The sequence below is a fragment of the Iodobacter sp. genome (genome assembly GCF_025352645.1).
Lineage (GTDB): Bacteria > Pseudomonadota > Gammaproteobacteria > Burkholderiales > Chitinibacteraceae > Iodobacter.
This window is the reverse complement of sequence record NZ_JANXSO010000035.1, coordinates 17593-37334: the sequence shown is the minus strand read 5'-3', so window position 1 is coordinate 37334 and position 19742 is coordinate 17593. Positions and strand designations below refer to the sequence as shown.

The window sequence follows — 19742 nt, the reverse complement described above, 5'->3', positions numbered from 1 at the left end:
CATTAATTAGGCAACCAAGCTGCACGCCATTTATCTAGATTGCCTCCATCCAGCATCCAGTCTTTTAATATGGCCGCTTTTAAATCACGCCCTAGGCGGGCGCTGGCATCTAGGTCAGCTAAATGATCTCGAATGGCATCGACCCACTCTTTGTGCTTATTTTTTACCCGCGTAACCGGCAAGCTACCTCGATACGGCGCAATATCCGTACAAATCACTGGAAAACCGCATATGCCATACTCTAAAAGACGCAAATTACTTTTGCACTGATTGAAAATATTTTGCTCTAAAGGCGCTAAAGCCAAATCAAGATTTAAGCTAGCTAGCTTTGCCGGATAAAGGCCAATCGGCACACCTGCATGAAACTCATGCACAAAGGGGCGCAGCTTATCTGGGCACATCCCAAAAAACACCCATTCAACTTCATCAGCAAGCGCTTTAACCACGCTCTCTATCAACTCTAAATCACCCGTGTGGCTGGCACCTCCCGCCCAGCCTACGCGTGGCTTTTTGCCCTGATTTCTTGCTGAGTGCAAATCCCCCCAAAGTGGCACAGGCAAGTAATTGTTTACGACATGCATGACCGAATGCATGCCCTGATAGGCGCTCGCCAGCTCATCAGTTGACACCGTAAAACGGTCAACAAAGGTTAGCGCCTTGCGTAAAGACTTCACCACGTCTTTAGGCATATGCGAGCGATGGGCGCTTTTAAGTGGGATATTGGGCAAATAATCATCCAACTCATAAACCTTAAAGGAAGGCGAGCAGGCTTTGGATAGGCGCAAAAAATCAATTTGTTGGGCCGAAATCTGCCGCTGAAAAACCATCACATCAGGGGAAAACTTTGCCAGCTCAAACGCCGGGAACAGCTCAAAAGCAATCGCCCCAGAAATTTTTTGCTCTTCTTGCATCGCGGCAAAAGGCTGCAAAATACGATATTGCCCGCAGCCAGTCTGATCAGCCGGATGGCAAAGCACCACAGGTAAAGGCTTCCAGCTTAATGGCCGCCAAGACAAGAGCGAGCGGTGCTCTAATTCAAAACCATTACCGCTCAGGGTTAAGTTCTTATTATATGCAGGGTCATTGCCTATCTCTGGCCGCCATTTTCGGTACATCGCTAGCTGCTCACCTTCAAAGCGCAATTGCTTAGCCGCGGCCTTATCAGGGTTAATTTGCGTTTGACTCACGCTCCCCTCATGCATCACCACTGAATATGGCGTCCAGACCGTTGAATAGCCCAGCTCCCTCACCTTTAGGCATAAATCAACGTCGTTATAAGAAACCTTGAAGTCCTGCTCATCCATCCCCCCAGCCTGCTCATACACAGATTTTCGGATCATCATGCAGGCTGCCGTCACCACCGAATACTGCTGATCTAGCTGCAGCCGGTGCATATAGCCAGATTCCTCCAGCGAAGCGCCAATAAACGGGTGATCAGCTGGCCCACGCAAGCCGAGCACAACGCCTGCATGCTGCACTAGGCCATTTGGATACAACAGCTTAGCGCCCACAATTCCTACTTCTGGCCGCATGGCATGATGCAATAGCTCATCCAGCCAGCTATCCTGAATCATGGCGGTATCATTATTTAATAACAGCAGATACTCACCATTAGCCTGGCCGACAGCGGCATTATTAATGGCAGAAAAATTAAAAGCATGCGGGTAAGAAAATACCCGTAAACGATCACTGAGCAATAATTCAAGCTGCTCTAAATAAGGCTGTACTAGCGGATCATCACTATTATTATCAATGATAATAATTTCATAATTCGGATAGCGGGTTTTCTCCAAAATAGATTCAATACAGCGTTGCAGCATAGGCAGCTGATTTTTAGTCGGAATAATAATACTCACAAGTGGGCGCTCTGGCAGCGTATATTTCACCCGCACTGCGCCTTCTACTCGGCCATTAGGCAATACTTCAGCGTCAATCCCTGAGCGCTGCAAATGCATTTTGATTAATTGAGAGAAATCTTTATAACGACGAGGATCGGATAAAGTTCTGGAATCATTAATCTGCAAATGCGTTAATACTTCAGGAATATGGCCAATCGATTTTGCCCCATATTGCTCATAGCAATGCAATAACAGCGTGAGCTGCTCGCCACCCCAGCCTTCAAGCTGATGGTATATATCCGCCGAAGCCGCATTGACTCTGAGCAATAAAAAGCCATCGGCATAAGGAATGCTGCGTAATAAATTGATATCAAAATCAGGCTTAAAGCGCGGGCAGGCTGGGCGGCCATCGGCATTCATCACATCATCATCAAAATAAACCGCTTGCCAATCAGGGTGATCAGCCAGCTGGTGCATAGCCAGTAATAAACCGCTCATAGTGAGCTGATCCCCTGCCTCCATCAGCCCAAGCCATTCCCCCTGCTGCGGGGCTAAAGCCGCCAGCACGGCAGAATAAAACCCATCTTCAACTTGAATCCATTCAATCCCCGATTCTGGCATGGGATTGGCCGCGCTTGAGCACACCAGCAATTCTACATTGGCATAAAATTGGCGTGAAACGCTATTAATTGAAGCAATTAAACCGCTTTTATTGGCAAAACGATCAACAATACAAATTTTAACCTTAGGCAAAGTCACAGTTTGTGCGTGCAGATCAAATAACTTGGCCTCCGGAATACTTAGTTCTTGCTTACTTAGCCAGTGCAAATACTCTTCGCTGCTATTAGGAAAACGTGGATTAGGCACATGGCCCTGATAACCTGCATCCACCGTTAACAAGCCCTGATGATAAGCAATTAACGGAAACAAACGCTCAATCGCATGCGCCAGCGTACCATTAGTTTGCCCCGCTTCTGGCTCAAAATCATTAGTGGAAATATTCAGTGCATTAAATGAATTAAACACCCGCCCACGGCACCAAAACATTGAGCCGCCAGGAAACTCATAAGCCGTTTCATCTAAATTAAACCCCAGCCGTGCGGCTAATTCACGCAGCAAACCAATATTGCCGCCGGGAGTGTAGTGCGCATGCACCAGCACGCCCGCCCCCGTCACAATACCCACCTCTGGGCGGCTATTAAATAAATCAAAAATAGCCTGCACGCCTTCTTTGGAAGGCAGCAATGAAATCAACAACTCTTCACGCCATTTTTGTACCAGCTCAGGATCTAAATGCGGCGATTTTTTAGTATGCAATTTACAAACAAAATCATAAGACGCTAAATTGCTTTGCTGCAAAAGACTAAACAAGGGCCCAATATCTCGGCCACGGTTTTCCGTAATACTGAGGGCCGCCTTAGGAAAATCTTGAGCAAGCAAATCCTTAGCTGCAGGATAATTTTCTGCAACGGTGGATACAAACAAATCAAATTCATAAGGAATATTTTTTAATAAAGGCTGAATATCCACCCACTGCTCAAGATAGAAAAGATGCAAGACCACCGCAACACGCGGAGCAATCAGTGCAAGCTCATCAGCAAAATACCCCTGCTCTATTCTTAAACGCACATAAGGGTCATTTTCTTGGGTGGGTAGTTTGCTCAAATTTTCAAGCTGCAACTTACCGCAGGGCATAACCCTAACCAGCGTATCAATTTCAGCCAATTTATTAAAAAAATCAGCACTATAAAATGGTAATTCAGTGATTGGCTGCTTAGCCAAGAAAGTCCAATCTGGTTTTTGCGGTATAGATTCGGCAGTTGAAAAGAAAAGCTCAGCCAGTTGCAACGATGTTTGCGCCCCCAAACAATCTACCAGCGCGGTTACTGAATGCTCAATGAGCTGACGGGCTTCAGCCACACTGCACAGAGAATCTTCATTAATCAGTAAACATTCGAGTTGAGTATAAAATTCTTTTCTTTTTTCAGGATGGTAGCTGGACAGCTCCATTGCAGACTTTAAATCTGTCAAATGCTCCGAATAAGGATAATTGAGTTCTCTTACTAAAAATGGAATATGTAAAACATGCGCTTGACCCATATTCAGCAAATGAAAGGCATGCCCAAACTCATTAAACTCCAAAAGAACATCATCAGCAATTTGTTCAAACCAGCTGCTGAGCACATTAGTTTTCTGAACGGCATAAAACGGAGGATGATATTCAGCCATAAAATCAATAATTCGCTTACTTCTTGCACCAGCGTAGTCACCATTTATTTTTTTTGCATACTGAAAATAATGGATATCTTTAGCATCAGCCAAATACATCATTGAGTATCCGTGGCACATAGAATAATCAGTGTTGTGTACCAAAAACTCCATACTTTCCAGCACACCATCCAGCAGGGTAAAATCATCATCTGCAAGAAAAAGCGTATACGGGGTCGCCACTAGGCTAACCCCGTATTTTATTTTTCGGATGACATCACCATAGGCATGGTGCTGATAGTGGCAATATTCTATGTCAAAGTTTTTATATTTATCCAGCAACTTTTCATTCGATTCAACAGAAGAATCTAAAATCAGCAGCTTAAATGGAAATTTTGAATAATACTCAATCGACCGCTCTAAAAATTTTTTTCTATTGTGGGTCAATAAAATAAGAGTCAGTTCTTTAGTATACTTTGTCATGAAATTTATCTGCTTTAAATTAGTAACACACCCCCGCATAGGCAATAAAAAATATGCATCCATGAAGGCACTTCATTCATACGAAAAGAATTAAATTCTTTTCAGATAACCATCAGGAGCAACAGTGATCAATAGTTTATTTTCTATATTTTTATCAATTTCATACTTCAATACCGAACCATTCAGCCCATATATTTTTTGGCTTTCTAGCACTTTTAAATACGCATGCACGGCTGTCTTAGGGTTATTTCCAATACCCCATGGCCGATCAGGGAAAGCATCCTGTGGCATATTTTCAATCACGGTATCAAAAACAACGCAATAGCTGTTAGGCGACACCATTGGGGCATATGCTTTTAGTTCCTCAAGAACATGCTCATGAGTATGATTTGAATCTAGGCAGACTAAAACTTTAGAATACGAAGATGCTATATTTTTAATTTTCTCTACAATCAGCGGGTCAACAGACGACCCTTGTATCATCTCAATTTTATGCGCAAGAGGATGAGCCTCTATTGCCTCACGATTATGCTGGCGGATATCAATATCAACGCCCACCACTTTACGCCCCACGGCACGTGGATCAAGCATTTTTCCTTGCTCTACGGCATCACAATAGTCCAGCATTGCTAACATAGACGCACTCATAATGAGTGACCCACCATGCGCAATGCCCGTTTCAATAATCAAATCAGGTTTAAGCTCCCATATTAATTCTTGTATGGCAATCATATCCTGCGGAAATTGAATAATAGGCCGCCCCAGAGATTTGAAATTATAGGTGTATTTATACGGAGCCGTTTTTACCAGAAACTCGAGCCCGATTGCACAAGCAAGAGAGTCACTCCCTTGTCTTTGAATATCGCAGGCGCGCTCCTGCGCAAATTCTTTATGTAAATCATTATTCATTTCACATCTCCAGCCATTTAAACCTATATTCAAAATTCAGGTATATCCTGCATTCTCAAAATTCTTGCAGGATTTCCTACCATTACCGCACCTGCAGACACATCCCTAGTGATAACGGATCCTGCTCCAATAATGGACCAATCACCGATACTCACCCTAGGCACAATAGATGCACCGGAACCAATAAAAACCCCACAAGCAATATTTACGCACCCAGATACGGTTACCCCAGGAGCTAAGAAAGAAGACTCGCCAATATGTGTTTCATGCCCGACAATTGCACCCGCAGAAATGCTCACATTATTCGCAAGCACAACTTCTGCCTGAAGAATAGCCGCCCCCTGTAAATACAAACCCTCCCCTAAAGTAACCATGCCGGTATCTAGCCCCGGATGAATAAAGTTTGTCATTTCAAAGCCAAAGCGACTCATACTTAATGTTGTTTGGTGGCGGGTTATACAATCCCGTGTAATAAGATTTACAAATTTATATTCAGTAGGATCAAGCTGGGGAAGTATTTCAAACCCACCTAAAACCGGCAGTCCATAAAATAATTGCCCTTTTTTCTGGGGTGCATTATCTATATACCCAGCAAACTGGCTTCTCTTATCTTGATCCATACAAGAGATAATGCGTGCCACTTCTGGGTTATTGGCCCCTAGCAATAAAATTTTTTTCTGGCTCATGCGGAGCAAAGACCTATTACACAATCAATCACTCTTTTAATTTGAGAGGTGGTCATATCATGATAACTAGGCAAATTTATGGCTCTAAATGGAATTGAGTAACTGTTTACATTTGTTAATACGGCTTGAAATGCGGGGGTACTCGATAAGGGATCAAAAAAGACACGAGCATCAATATTTGCATGGCTAAAAGCAGCAATAAGCTGCTCACGATTTATACCTGTGGTTTGATCAAACACCACCGTTGGCATCCAGAAGCCATTTGTACAATCTGTAGCTTCTGGGTTGAGTGCAACACCGAGAATGGATTGCAATGCATCACGATAAGCGATAAATATTTCTCGCTTACGCGCCACCAGCTCATCGACCCGCTCTAATTGAGCGCAGCCCATTGCAGCCTGCACATTAGACATTTTATATTTAAAACCAATTTTTTCTGGCCAAAATTGCTTGGTTTCCCCACGCTTGCGCCCATGGTTACTGAGGGTCAGTACTCGTTCATACAGCCCTGCATCTGCAGTAACAAACATCCCCCCTTCACCCGTCGTGATGGTTTTAGTGCCATGAAAAGAAAACACCCCAAAATGAGCCAGGGAGCCAGCGCGTCGGTCTTTATATACAGATCCAATGGCCTCCGCCGCATCTTCAATAAGAATCAGTTGATGGCGCTTTGCGATTGCAGCCAATACCGTCATATCACATAAATTACCGTAAATATGCGTGGCCACGATGGCGCGGGTACGCGGCGTAATCGCAGCTACTACGGCTTCTGGATCAATGCACCAGCTATTTGGCAGAATATCTACAAACACAGGACTAGCGCCCAAATGGACAATCGGGGCAACGGTAGCGACCCAGTTGGTATCCGCCAAAATCACTTCATCACCAGCACCAATACCTAAGGCAGCAAGCCCCATATGCATGGCCCCAGTGCAACTTGAGGTTGCAATGGCATAAGGCACATCTAAGTACTTAGCAAAACCCGTCTCAAAACGATGAATATAATCATAGCAATGCTCACCCCAGCCATTAGCAGCCGCATCTGAGGCATAGGCCACCTCAAGCGCTGTAATTGAAGGCTTAGTGTATAAAATTCGCTCACTCATAAGATCTCCAAGCTCGGCACCGCCGTAACAAACTGCCCACCCCACTCTGCGATCACCGCCAGCTCTTGCATCACTTCGGCTTTTAAATTCCACGGCAAAATCAGGACATAATCTGGGCGAGCCTCAATGAGTTCGGTAGGCGTGAGAATTGGGATATGGCTACCCGGTAGATATTTGCCCTGCTTAGAAGGCGCGGCATCCGCCACCATGGGCAACAGCACCGCATCGATTCCTGCGTAATTGAGCAAAGTATTGCCCTTCGCTGCCGCGCCATACGCCAGCACACGTTTACCCGCACGGTGTTGTTCCAGCAAAAAAGCGGTGAGCGCTAAACGCACTGTAATAGCCTGCTGCTGAAACTGACGATAAACATGAGCCTGATTTAAGCCTGCGCTTATTTCTTCATCAATCAGATTTAAAACCGCTGCCGAGCTAGCTTGCTTAGCCTGCTGATGGCAGGCATAAACGCGTAAGCTGCCGCCATGTGTACTTAAGCGCTCAACATCATAAATTCGCAAGCCTGCCGCTGCCAGAATACGCTGCACGGCCAGTAAGGAAAGATAGGAGTAATGCTCGTGGTAGATGGTATCGAACTGCGAGTGGGTAATCAGCGCTAATAAATGAGGGAACTCTAGCGTAATGGTTCCGCCCTGAGCCAAGCCAGTGGCGAGGCCAGCAACAAAATCATTAATATCGGGCACATGGGCAAACACATTATTTGCCACAATTAAATCGGCCAAGCCGTAGGAAGTGCGCAGCGCTGCGGCACTTTGCTGGCCAAAAAACACCTCTTCAACCGTCAAGCCCTTCGCCCTTGCCGCTTCAGCCGTGCCATGCGTTGGCTCAATTCCTAGACAAGGAATCCCTCGCTTTGCAACATACTGCAGCAGATAGCCATCATTAGCCGCCACTTCCCACACCATAGAAGCACTGGTCAGCCCCAAACGGGCAGCGATCATCGCAACGTAATGCTGTGCATGCGCAAGCCAAGAAGAGGAAACCGATGAAAAGTAGGCGTAATCCGCGTTAAAAAAAGCATCGCGCTGGGCAAAGTCTTCGGTTTGCACTAGCCAGCAGCTTTCACATACTTTGACCCGAAGCGGGTAATAAAGCTCAGATCGAGATAAATCCTCTAAACCAAGATAGGCGTTTGAAGGAGGAGCAAAGCCCAGATCTATAAAATCCAAATGCAAGGGGGATGCGCAGTGACGACATTTCATAAAGTAATTCCAGGGAAATCGACTGGCAAATGGGCATGCTGCTTGTCTCGGTCCGATACCACGCTCACAGCTAAAGGCCAAGCAATATTGATGCAAGGATCATTATAGGCAACGGCCGATTCTGCTTCCGGCGTATACGGGGCCGTGTGTAAATAGAGTAGCTGTACATCGTCCGTTAAGGTCTGAAAACCATGGGCGCAGCCTTCAGGAATAAGTAAGGCTTTATTATTATCTGCAGATAATTCAACCGCCTGCCACTGCAAAAAAGTAGCCGAGCCCGCACGTAAATCCACCACCACATCAAACACCCGCCCCACTAGACAGCGCACAATTTTCTTTTCAGCATAGGGTGAGTGTTGAAAATGTAGCCCTCTTACCGTACCCATCTGCGCACTATGCGAGTGATTGATTTGCCGGATAACCGAACCGCTCAACACATCGGCCAGCTCATTCTCACAAAACCAGCGTGCAAAGCTCCCCCGTGCATCGCCGTGCCGATCTGTTTCTAGCACAGCCACGCCTGCCATCGCTGACCGCTGCACTTGCATCAGCAAGCCCAGCCTAATTTGGCATCTATTGCATCGTGTAGATAAGCATTTAGCTGAGGCAAAGTATGTAAATGTGCCGAATCTGCGCGCTGGTACCAAGCTACGGTTTCAAACAAAGCACGGGATAGTGGCCAGACGGGATGCCAGCCTAATTCTGCTGCAATAAGGGATGAATCCAACCGCAGCGCCTGCGTTTCGTGCGCAGATGCATCCGTCGCCTGCCACTGTAGCGCTGGCCAGTGCTCTGCCATACCATCTAATACAGCCGCAACAGAGGCGACATCACGCTCGCTAGGCCCCACATTCCAAGCCTTAGCCGCGAGAACATCCCCAGCCAAGAGGCGCTGACCAATCAATAAATAGGCCGACAAAGGCTCCAACACATGCTGCCAAGGGCGAACGGCCCTAGGGTTACGAATTTCAACGGGCTTTGCAGCCTGCACGGCGCGTACCGCATCGGGCACGAGTCTATCTTGCGCCCAATCACCCCCACCAATAACATTACCCGCTCTTGCCGTAGCAATAAGAAGGGGCTGAGGCCGATGTGCGCTAGAAAAACTGGCGCGATAAGATGCTGCCACAAGCTCAGCCGCAGCTTTAGAGGCGCTATAAGGATCATGCCCACCCAGCGCATCTACCTCGCGGTAGCCCCAAGGCCATTCCTGATTTTGGTAACACTTATCCGTGGTAATCACCACCACGGCCTTGACTGAAGGTACGTGGCGGCAGGCTTCCAGCAGATTAACCGTTCCCATCACATTGGTGTTCCAAGTATTCAGTGGATCGCGGTAGCTTTCTAGCACCAAAGGTTGGGCGGCCAAGTGAAAGACAATCTCTGGGCTTGCTTCCTGCAAAGCAGCACTTAGCCTTGCAAAATCACGAATATCCGCCATGGTAGATTCAATAGGCAACGCAAGCTGAGCGTAATGCGAACGCTCGCCCTCTAAAGGAGCCAGAGCATAGCCATAGACCTTAGCGGATAATTGGCTTAACCACAGACTTAACCAGCTGCCTTTAAAGCCAGTATGCCCAGTAATAAATACTTTTTTATCGCGATAACAATCAGCAAACATTTTTAGCCCAATTCATTCCATTGCTTCCATGGCACTTTGCCCTGGTCCCCAAGCTGATTAAGTTCAATTTTATCCCACAAGATATCCATGCATTTCCTAATAGCCGCATACCGACAGGCAAACCGAAACTATCTAGCCCAATTCATCCCATTGCTTCCATGGCGCTTTGCCTTGGTCCCAAAGCTGATTAAGTTGGATTTTATCCCGCAAGGTATCCATGCATTTCCAGAAACCTGTATGCCTATAGGCAAGTAGTTTGCCATCACTGGCCAGCTCTTCGAGAGGAAGACGCTCAAATATGGTCAGATCTCCCTCTTTAATATAATCAAACACGCCTGAGCGGCACACCATAAAGCCGCCATTAATCCAAGCCTGATCAGAAATCGGTTTTTCTTTAAATTCGCGGATAAACCCAGCTGAATCAGGATCGACCATACCAAAGCGGGCCTCAGGCTGAACAGTCGTCATTGTCACTAAGCCATCATGCTGCTGGTGCTGCGCCAATAAGGCTGCAATATCCACATCTGAAACACCGTCGCCATAGGTCAGCATAAAATCTTCATCACCCAAGTAATCTCTGGCTCGCAGAATACGCCCGCCGGTTTGGCTTTTTAAGCCGGTCTCTAATAAAGTGACTTTCCATGGCTCTGACTGATTGCGGTGTACTTCAATCTGGTTATTACTTAAATCAATAGTTACATCACCCTGATAAAGAAAATAATTAGCAAAAAACTCTTTAATTAAATTTCCTTTATATCCCAGCAAAATAACAAACTCGTTATAACCATAATGCGAATACATTTTCATGATGTGCCATAAAATAGGCCGCCCGCCAATTTCAACCATAGGCTTAGGATGCACGTCAGTTTCTTCACCTAAACGAGTGCCTAAACCACCGGCTAAAATGACTACTTTCATGTTTGATTCCTTAAGATATTTATAAAATTCGTTTTTAAATTTACAAACCTTATAAAAAAACCGACTAAACCCGCAAAAAACAATATGTGCAAAGCCAGAATTAAATACTGAAATAGCATATATTTATCTAGATCAGCTTACTAAGCATCATAGAGCAAAAAAAAAGGCGACACCAGAGGTGTCGCCTTTTTTGCAAGCTTATTGAAATAGCACTTAAGCTTTTAAGCTCTTCACGTAAGCCGAAAACTCTTCACCAACTTCACCATGCTTCATACCATAGGCCATTGTGGCCTTCAGGTAGCCCAGCTTAGAACCACAATCGTAGCGTGTACCGATTATTTTATGCGCCAAGATATGCTGCTCTTGCATCAGGGCGAAAATGCCATCAGTAAGCTGGATTTCACCCCCCTTACCTGGTTGCACATGTTGCAGGTGGTGGAAAATACGCGGGGTTAAAATATAGCGCCCCACCACGGCCAAATTAGAGGGGGCTTCTTCTGGCTTTGGTTTTTCAACGATATTGGTGATTTTCAATTTACCGTTACCATCATTCACTTCAACAATGCCGTACGAGCCGGTGTCTTGCTGTGGCACTTGCTCAACGCCCAAAATAGAGCAATGGGTATCACTAAATACATCGACCATGCGTTTCATTTCGCTGGTGGCACCGCCATCGATTAAGTCATCTGCCAAAATCACAGCAAATGGCTCGTCTCCAACAACAGGCTTAGCGCAGAGCACGGCGTGGCCTAGGCCTAGGGCTTCTGGCTGGCGGATATAAATGCAGCTGACTGATTTTGGAATAATACCGCGCAAGATTTCCAGTAGAGCTTGTTTGTTTTTGGCTTCTAGCTCGGCTTCTAACTCATAGGCTTTATCAAAGTGATCTTCAATGCTGCGTTTATTACGGCCAGTAATAAAGATCATTTCGGTAATACCTGCCGCCAACGCTTCCTCTACCGCGTACTGGATCAGCGGCTTATCGACCACCGGCATCATTTCTTTTGGGCTAGCTTTGGTGGCTGGCAAAAAACGAGTGCCCATACCGGCAACGGGGAAGACGGCCTTACGTACTTTTTGCATTTGGGAATCCTGATATGAAGTAGAGAGTAAACCGAGCCTTAATGCCGCCCCCAGCACTTGATCCGCTTGGCGCTGTGCCAATTCATCTGGCCACTGGGAAACGGCAGAGCGCCCAAGTCCTAACGCATCGGCTAGACGAGTTTGGGTGCCAAACAGTTGGATTGCTTCAGACTTTCGCATACTGCAATGTTTATATAAATAAACACTCACGTCAACCCTCATTGCAAGATTCACAAATGTTTAACAGGATAAACACTTACCCTATACCTTAAGCCCCAGCTAGCATTTTCAGCAGTGCGCCCTCATCCAAAATAGACACACCTAAATCCACCGCTTTAGTCAGCTTGCTCCCCGGATCACTACCCGCCACCACGAAATGCGTTTTTTTAGACACGCTGCCTGATACCTTGCCCCCTGCCGCTTCGATCAAATCCTTGGCTTGATCGCGGGATAAAGTAAGCAGCGTCCCTGTGAGTACCAGTGTTTTATCTTTAAACACACCCTCATTCGCGGCAGTTAGCTCTGGCAACTGCCCTTCTAAATCAGTACACCATGCTGCCAATTCTTTTAAGGACTGCCGCTGCCCTTCTGCGTCCAACCATGCCAGCAGGGCTTTGGCCACATCGCTAGGCAAGAAGGTCAGCGTCAACCAATCGGCCTCGGCTAAGGCCGCCAAACTATTGACTCTTTCGGCCAATTGCTGGCTGCGTACGATCGATAATTTAGGCACACCTAAATGCGCGTACAGACTGGCGGGTTGCAGCTTGTCTCTTAATTGCCCACTTGGTGCGTGCTCATCCCTTGGTGCAATACCTGCGGCAAGCAAAGCGTCTAAAGCCTGTTGGTTTTTGGGCTCACTAAAGAAGTCATAAATAGCGATGGCTACCGTATCGCCAATATCGGGCAAGGCCCGCAATAATGGCACGGGAGCGTGGCGGATTAGCGCTAAGTGCCCCAGCCAATCGGCCAAGGTTTTGGCTGTGGACTCACCCACATGGCGGATGCCCAGCGCAAACAAAAAGCGCGCCAATAAGGGTTGCTTACTTGCCGCAATGCCTTCCAGTAGGTTTTCTGCCCATTTAGTAGCAAGGCGGCCCTGCGCAATACTTTCTGCACTAGCTCCCGCCGCTTCATCAGCGGCAGCCTTCATACTCTGGAAATCTTCCAGCGTTAGGGCATATAAATCGGCAAGCGATTTGACATAATCCAGATCAACCAAGCTTTCGACATAACGCTCGCCTAGGCCATCGATATCCATCATGCGCCGCCCTGCAAAGTGGCGAATCGCCTCTTTACGCTGCGCCGAGCAGCTTAATCCGCCGGAGCAACGCGCGATCGCCTCACCCTCTTCGCGCACTACGTGCGAGCCACAAACCGGGCAAGCTTTCGGCAGGCTAAATGCGGGGTAAAACGGCGCTTGGGCGGGTGAAAATAAATCCGCACCCAGCACGTCTTTCATAGGGCGACGCTCCAGCACCACACTCACGACTTCTGGAATCACATCACCTGCACGGCGAACGCTAACGGTATCCCCGACCCGCACATCTTTACGTCTTGCTTCGTCTTCGTTATGCAGCGTGGCATTGGTCACCGTTACACCGCCCACAAATACCGGCTGCAAACGGGCAACGGGGGTGATTGCACCGGTGCGGCCAACCTGCACATCAATCGCCTCAACCAAAGTTAAAGCTTCTTGCGCAGGGAATTTATGCGCCACCGCCCAACGTGGCTCGCGAGTTCTAAAGCCCAATTCTTTTTGCAAGGCCATACCATTAACTTTGTAAACCACGCCATCGATATCAAACGGCAGGCTTTCGCGAATCTGTGCAACGTGGGCATGGAACTGCGCCAATCCCGCACCCCCATTCACCACGGCACGCTCAGCACATACAGGGAAACCCAATAGCGCCAGCGCATCCAAAATAGCGGAATGCGTCTGCGGCATGGGCCAGCCCTCCACCACGCCCAAACCATAGGCAAAGAAAGACAGCGGACGCGCAGCGGCAATCGCTGGATCCAGCTGGCGCACCGCACCTGCAGCGGTGTTTCTAGGATTGACAAAGATTTTATCGCCAGCGGCCAGCTGACGCTCATTCAAACGATCAAAATCATCCCGCCGCATATACACTTCACCACGCACTTCTAATACCTGCGGTGCTACATCAGCACGCAAACGCAGTGGGATCTGCAAGATGGTGCGGATATTTTGCGTCACATCCTCCCCAGTCGCCCCATCACCCCGTGTAGCGGCCTGCACCAGCACCCCACTCTCATAACGCAGGCTAATCGCCAAGCCATCAAATTTGAGCTCGGCAGCGTATTCAAGCGCGGCGGCACTCGCTGGCAAATCCAGCTCTTTGCGCACACTGACATCAAAAGCCAGCGCACCCGCTGGCGTAACATCGGTTTCGGTGCGGATCGACAGCATAGCAATACTATGCATCACCGGCACAAACTGCGGCAAAGGCTTGCCCCCTACCCGCAGAGTTGGCGAATCTGCGGATGCCAACTCAGGGTGCGCCATTTCCAACGCTTGCAACTCACGGAACAAGCGATCGTACTCAGCATCCGGCACCGTTGGGGCATCGAGTACATAGTATTCATGGGCATATTGATGGAGTTGCGAGCGTAAGGATTGCGCTTGATCGATGAGGGAAGAAGTCATATTTATCTATTGGTTGTGCGGAAGTTGGAATAAGGAGGATGGATAACAAGAATTAACACGCAAAATTTTAGCATCCCCTGCGGGCAGGAATATCCCCTTATTTATTTCATGTCTTTTGCGTTTTTTATGCGTAAACAATTGCCCTGCATCACACTAAGCAGCCATGTATAAGCCACTGAATAGGCATAACTTGGTGCTGAGTATAGCGAAGCCCAACACACGTATAAAGAATGCTGGGCCCATGCTTATTACTTAGTCAAAATCGAGATTCCCATACCTTGGAATGGCCCAAGCGGAGTATTTTCTTGTTCAAATTGCTCGATACTTGGTGTACCACTCCACAATTTATAAACAAGGCGCTCATTTTGAATAATAAAGATGACATCAAAATGCCAACCAGAAATAACTGTCTTTCGTTCAAAATTTAAAAAATCTGCCCAGAAATTTCCATAGCGCTTTCTGACTGAGCTTTTCTGCTCAATTTCATAAGCAAAGCACGAAGTTTGGGCGGCAATACAGGCTTGGATTTGAGGCGCTAATAAACGCGGCTCGCCAGCGCCACTTAAAGCGAGACGACGCATTAAATCGGCATAACTCAGTACGATGATATTAGGCGTTTTAGCTGGATCTAGCCCCATTGCATGCAACTGCTGCAAACTGGTGGTTTCCAAGGAAACACCTTTAAACACCTGCTCCGCCGTTTGATAATCAGGCCAAGGAGTACGGCTAATTTGCTCTGAATCGGGCAGAAGGGCAGCACAGGAAGTCAAGCTCAAACAGAGAGCCGCATAGCTTAATCGGGCGCGTTTCATGACCCTTCTCACAGCGTAACAGCGATAAATCTATATCGTCACTCTAGACAAAAAATACAGCATAAGATGCCTCTTTCTAGCTAAAAGTAGCAATGCCGCTGACGAGCAGCGGCATTGTAGTAACACATCCAGGGCTATGCAAACAAACGCAAAGCCGCCACAGAGCCTGGTGCAATGCCCCTATCATCCATTTTTGCGTACAGCACCCCTAATTGCTTACGGATATTATCTAGGCTCGCCTCAGTCAGGGGCTTGCTATTATCATCAACCAGCTCACCAGAGAGCGCCACCGATAAGTGCTGTGCAAATTCAGCAAAATAATCAAATACCGACACACCACCCGCTACACGCGGCACATCAAATAATAGCGTCAGGCCATTCGAAGTATTACCAAGTGGCGTCTGATCATAGTTTGACAGGGTAAATAAGGTTTTACCTGAATCACTACGGTAGTGAAACGCACCTTCTGGGCTGCGAATCAAGCCTGCGTTTTCGGCCAATAAACGCACGCGCTCCATTGGGAACGGGCGGCTTGCTGCCATCACATTCAAGCCAATCAATACGTCCACACTGGCGCAAAATTCATCAAGATTAGTTGCAGCGGCCAACTTAGCGGAGCGCTGCGGAAAAGTCACCACCGCCTCATGCTCATCCGAAAACTGCTGCACCGACATACAAAAAGCATTGAGCTGCTCTGAGCTTAATGCGCCTTGACGATCTGCCAATTGCAAGCCGATTTTCAATTCTTTATAACGCGAACGCGAACTTGGCAAACAGGCTTCCCAGCGATTATTTTGGCTTAAACCCATTACCTGGACGCGCTTAGAGCCACGAAATACGGGTAGATCTGCTGCTGCAATCATCTCTGTGGCATGAACTTCTGCAACAAAATCAATAGATGAATCAAGCAGGCTACTTGCGAGTGCTTCACTGTCATCACTGACTGGCGCAGCAGCCTTAACCGGCTCAGGCACATAAGACGCTGGATCTGCCACCGGCACTACCGGAGCAATAGGCTCGATATAAGGCTCGCGCACTGGAGCCGCTTGAGCTTGATAGGCGGGAGCGGCCTCAAGCTCTGGCTCGACCAACTCTGGCTCAAAGCGCTCAGGAGCCTGCTCGGCCGCCTCTAAGCTAGGCTCCATCCGGCTTGCCCCCGCTGAGCGCACCATATTTTTGGGCACATCCAGCAGCGCATCGCTTTCATTACGAGCAAAGGCCTTGGTGGCTTGCTGACGATAGCGGTATTCCTGCCACCAATTGAAGGCATAGACAGCGGCGACAATCACGCCACCAACAATCAGCGATCCTAGTTGCAAATCGGTCATTCTTTAGGGTCTCTTGGCGAGTCGATCTATCACTTTAAAAAAACTTTATCACGACCTAATTAAGCATTTGATAAAGTATCTAAACTGATATCGGTCTGGCCTATTATTCGGTGTTAATTAAGTCTGCTGCTTGATCATTATCAGCCACAAACCTACTCTTTACGTTTGCTTGCTAATAAATTAGCAAGCACTTTTCAATTGCAATAAAAGGTAGAGTGAAATCATCTGCGTTTCGCCATCTTGTTTTACTTGATTCACTCAACCTTCACTTTAGCCCGTCCTAGCTTGCATTAAGTAAATATCACACAAGCCAAACAAATAGGATACCAGACTTAAGCGCTACTGGTCGCTAGCATCCACTCAACAGTGGCCCAATTTTACTGTGCTTTTTGCCCATAAACATCATCATGTGTAGTAGATCAAAAATTAACAAGCCGCATTTTTGATGCTTTTCGCTGTATAAGCTACAACAAGATTCAAATCGTTACCGTTTGCTCACGCACAGACAACACTCCCCACCTACTTGGCATAGCAACAACACCATAAATTAAATTCATTAAAATCAATACCATATAAAAAAACAATTACAAGAAAACACCTTTATTAGCGAGTTATCTATCTGCACCATATGGATTAATTTACTAAAGCCATCGCCAACATTGTAAAAATGTCGACCCGCACTATTTTTTTAGATCCAAATGAATTTAGAATTTTTTTATTACCAAAACATATATAGAAATCAGCATGCCATAGCAAACGCCCATGCAAAACGGCATAAGTTACAGCATGCAATGCTGCTATTTTTACCTACTTAGCTAGGGGGACAATACTCAGAACCAAGACCTACACGATAAAAACGCAGTAGCACCATTGCAGTGCTACTGCTTGTCAAATTACTTAACTTGCTTACGACGATGCGCCAGCAGCCCTAACATGCCTAACCCCATCAGGGCATAAGTTTCAGGCTCTGGAACAGGCGTTACCGCATAGGTATAAGTTATCTTGTAATTAGCGGCCGCATTGGTTGCAAACTGTGTAGTTAAATTACCAGGCCCAGAGGCAGAAGATGCTGCCTGTGCGCCCAGTTTTAAATTAATCATTCCAGGGCCTGTAAATAAAGATAACCAGCTGGCACTATTAAGCACCTCTGAATCCGCGGCATTAGCAGATAGCCCCGTTAATGTTTTGCCCGATGTACCCCCAAAATCCGTAATGCCATCATAGGCAGAAGCACTATAGGCATTTGACACAAGCGGGTTAATAGTGAGCAAGTTTTTACCCGATACGGTTGCAAGTTTGATGATTGCACCTAAATCAATCTGCACATTAGACGCTGAAGCATCCAAACTTTCATACTTAGCGCTTCCCTTCACCGTGCCATACAAATCTACATTCACACCTGTTAGCGTTCCAAGATTAGCGTCAAACCGCTGCAAGCTAAACACATCATTCCAATTAGTCGAAGAAAGATCATGCCCCCCAACAAATGATAAGGAATGGATAGATGCCGAAGCAGTCAGAGCACTCATCGACAATAGAGAAAATACAGCTAATTTGGCTAGTTTCATACGTTCTTCCTTAAGTAAATTAAAGAGTGACATAAGCATTACCACCCCTCTAAATTTAAATGCCCAGAGGGAACAAAGCGAATCATCCTTGCCAATTTAATACGTAATGCTTACTTAAAACCAATATTAGTCATTCACAAAAAATACACAACATCGATAATTAAATTACACTACTCTTATATTTTAATAAAATTTATTGTTTTTTCATTTTAATGTAAGCCTGTGCTGTTTACATGGCAAAAAAATAGGGCCAAATTCATTGGCCCTATTAATAGAATATCTGAGCTTAGGCTTTTGGGAGGCGATGCCCCCCCCCCCCAAAGATCTAACTCCTTACATCCACACGCTGTGGCTTAAATATTTTCAAGATACGCGCAGCCACTATTCCAAACATAAGCAAGATTGCACCGGCAATAACGCCTGCCACAGCATCCAATAAAATAGGCAATCCGATGTAGAGCGTAGGGCCAACACCGGCGATATCACTCGCCGCTAGGGCGATATGATGGATAAAATCATGGGCAGGTGCAAAGCCGTGAGTAAGAATCCCTCCCCCCACCATAAACATCGCAATAGTGCCCACCACGGTAAGCGTTTTCATTAAATAAGGCGCACCCACCAAGCATAAGCGGCCCACTCTATGCTGCACTTGCAGCCACAGGCCCCGGCCGGTTTTTTTACACAGATAGAGGCCTGCATCATCCAGCTTAACAATGCCCGCCACCAAGCCATACACCCCAACGGTCATGACAATGGCAATTACGCTTAATACAGCGAGTTGAAATGCAATGGATGTACCGGCAACCGTTCCAAGGGCAATGACAATAATTTCGGCTGACAATACAAAGTCAGTACGAATCGCCCCTTGAATTTTGTCTTTTTCATAGGCAACTAAATCTACCTCGGCATCATTTGCGGCAGCAAGCAGTGCCTCTTTATCTTCGTGCTCTTCAGTACTATTATGCAAAAATTTATGCGCCAGCTTTTCAAACCCCTCAAAACATAAATAAGCCCCACCTAGCATCAATAAGGGCGTAATCAGCCAAGGTGCCACAGCACTGATCGCCAGAGCCGCAGGGACTAAAATCAATTTATTGCGAAATGATCCTTTTGCTACCGCCCACACCACGGGTAGCTCGCGCTCTGCACGCACACCAGAAACTTGCTCGGCATTGAGGGCAAGATCATCCCCCAGCACCCCAGCGGTTTTTTTAGCCGCCACCTTGGTCATTAGGGCCACGTCGTCTAAAACTGCGGCAATATCATCGAGTAATACTAAAAGGCTGGTACCGGCCAT

At 46.8% G+C, this 19742-nt stretch carries 14 protein-coding genes; all 14 read right to left on the bottom strand.

Features of this window, described 5'->3' with window-relative positions; genetic code table 11:
* Window positions 1–2 precede the first annotated feature (2 nt).
* Complete coding sequence (locus Q0R17_RS04355) at window positions 3–4529, bottom strand: TIGR00180 family glycosyltransferase (protein WP_293932454.1); 4527 nt, start codon at window positions 4527–4529, stop codon at window positions 3–5.
* 90 nt (window positions 4530–4619) lie between these two features.
* Window positions 4620–5438: a cephalosporin hydroxylase family protein gene (locus Q0R17_RS04350; protein WP_293932453.1), complete on the bottom strand. Its 819-nt coding sequence runs from the start codon at window positions 5436–5438 to the stop codon at window positions 4620–4622.
* A gap of 29 nt (window positions 5439–5467) precedes the next feature.
* Complete coding sequence (locus tag Q0R17_RS04345; protein ID WP_293932451.1) at window positions 5468–6124, bottom strand: hypothetical protein; 657 nt, start codon at window positions 6122–6124, stop codon at window positions 5468–5470.
* Window positions 6121–7230 (bottom strand): DegT/DnrJ/EryC1/StrS aminotransferase family protein, encoded by a 1110-nt coding sequence (locus Q0R17_RS04340; RefSeq protein ID WP_293932449.1) that lies wholly within the window; start codon window positions 7228–7230, stop codon window positions 6121–6123. The genes Q0R17_RS04345 and Q0R17_RS04340 overlap by 4 nt, the downstream gene beginning before the upstream one ends.
* Window positions 7227–8450, bottom strand: coding sequence for a class I SAM-dependent methyltransferase (locus tag Q0R17_RS04335; protein ID WP_293932447.1), 1224 nt, complete (start codon window positions 8448–8450; stop codon window positions 7227–7229). Before Q0R17_RS04335 ends, Q0R17_RS04340 begins: the two co-directional genes overlap by 4 nt.
* The gene (rfbC, locus tag Q0R17_RS04330; protein ID WP_293932445.1) at window positions 8447–8998 is read right to left on the bottom strand and encodes a dTDP-4-dehydrorhamnose 3,5-epimerase; all 552 of its coding nucleotides are present in this window, start codon (window positions 8996–8998) and stop codon (window positions 8447–8449) included. The genes Q0R17_RS04335 and rfbC overlap by 4 nt, the downstream gene beginning before the upstream one ends.
* Window positions 8998–10071 (bottom strand): CDP-glucose 4,6-dehydratase, encoded by a 1074-nt coding sequence (gene rfbG, locus Q0R17_RS04325; protein ID WP_293932443.1) that lies wholly within the window; start codon window positions 10069–10071, stop codon window positions 8998–9000. Before rfbG ends, rfbC begins: the two co-directional genes overlap by 1 nt.
* 132 nt (window positions 10072–10203) lie before the next feature.
* Window positions 10204–10989, bottom strand: coding sequence for a glucose-1-phosphate cytidylyltransferase (rfbF, locus tag Q0R17_RS04320; RefSeq protein WP_293932441.1), 786 nt, complete (start codon window positions 10987–10989; stop codon window positions 10204–10206).
* 213 nt (window positions 10990–11202) lie between these two features.
* Window positions 11203–12252, bottom strand: a complete 1050-nt coding sequence (galU, locus tag Q0R17_RS04315) for a UTP--glucose-1-phosphate uridylyltransferase GalU (protein WP_293932439.1) — start codon at window positions 12250–12252, stop codon at window positions 11203–11205.
* Between the two features lie 88 nt (window positions 12253–12340).
* Window positions 12341–14737 carry an NAD-dependent DNA ligase LigA gene (gene ligA, locus Q0R17_RS04310; RefSeq protein WP_293932437.1) on the bottom strand — a complete coding sequence of 799 codons (2397 nt, stop codon included), beginning with the start codon at window positions 14735–14737 and terminating at the stop codon, window positions 12341–12343.
* A gap of 248 nt (window positions 14738–14985) precedes the next feature.
* Window positions 14986–15549: a hypothetical protein gene (locus tag Q0R17_RS04305; protein WP_293932435.1), complete on the bottom strand. Its 564-nt coding sequence runs from the start codon at window positions 15547–15549 to the stop codon at window positions 14986–14988.
* 134 nt (window positions 15550–15683) lie between these two features.
* Window positions 15684–16877, bottom strand: a complete 1194-nt coding sequence (locus tag Q0R17_RS04300; protein ID WP_293932433.1) for a cell division protein ZipA C-terminal FtsZ-binding domain-containing protein — start codon at window positions 16875–16877, stop codon at window positions 15684–15686.
* 893 nt (window positions 16878–17770) lie between these two features.
* A complete protein-coding gene (locus tag Q0R17_RS04295) occupies window positions 17771–18445 on the bottom strand; it encodes a choice-of-anchor E domain-containing protein (protein ID WP_293932431.1) in 675 nt (224 codons plus the stop codon).
* 325 nt (window positions 18446–18770) lie between these two features.
* Window positions 18771–19742, bottom strand: coding sequence for a DUF808 domain-containing protein (locus Q0R17_RS04290; protein ID WP_293932429.1), 972 nt, complete (start codon window positions 19740–19742; stop codon window positions 18771–18773).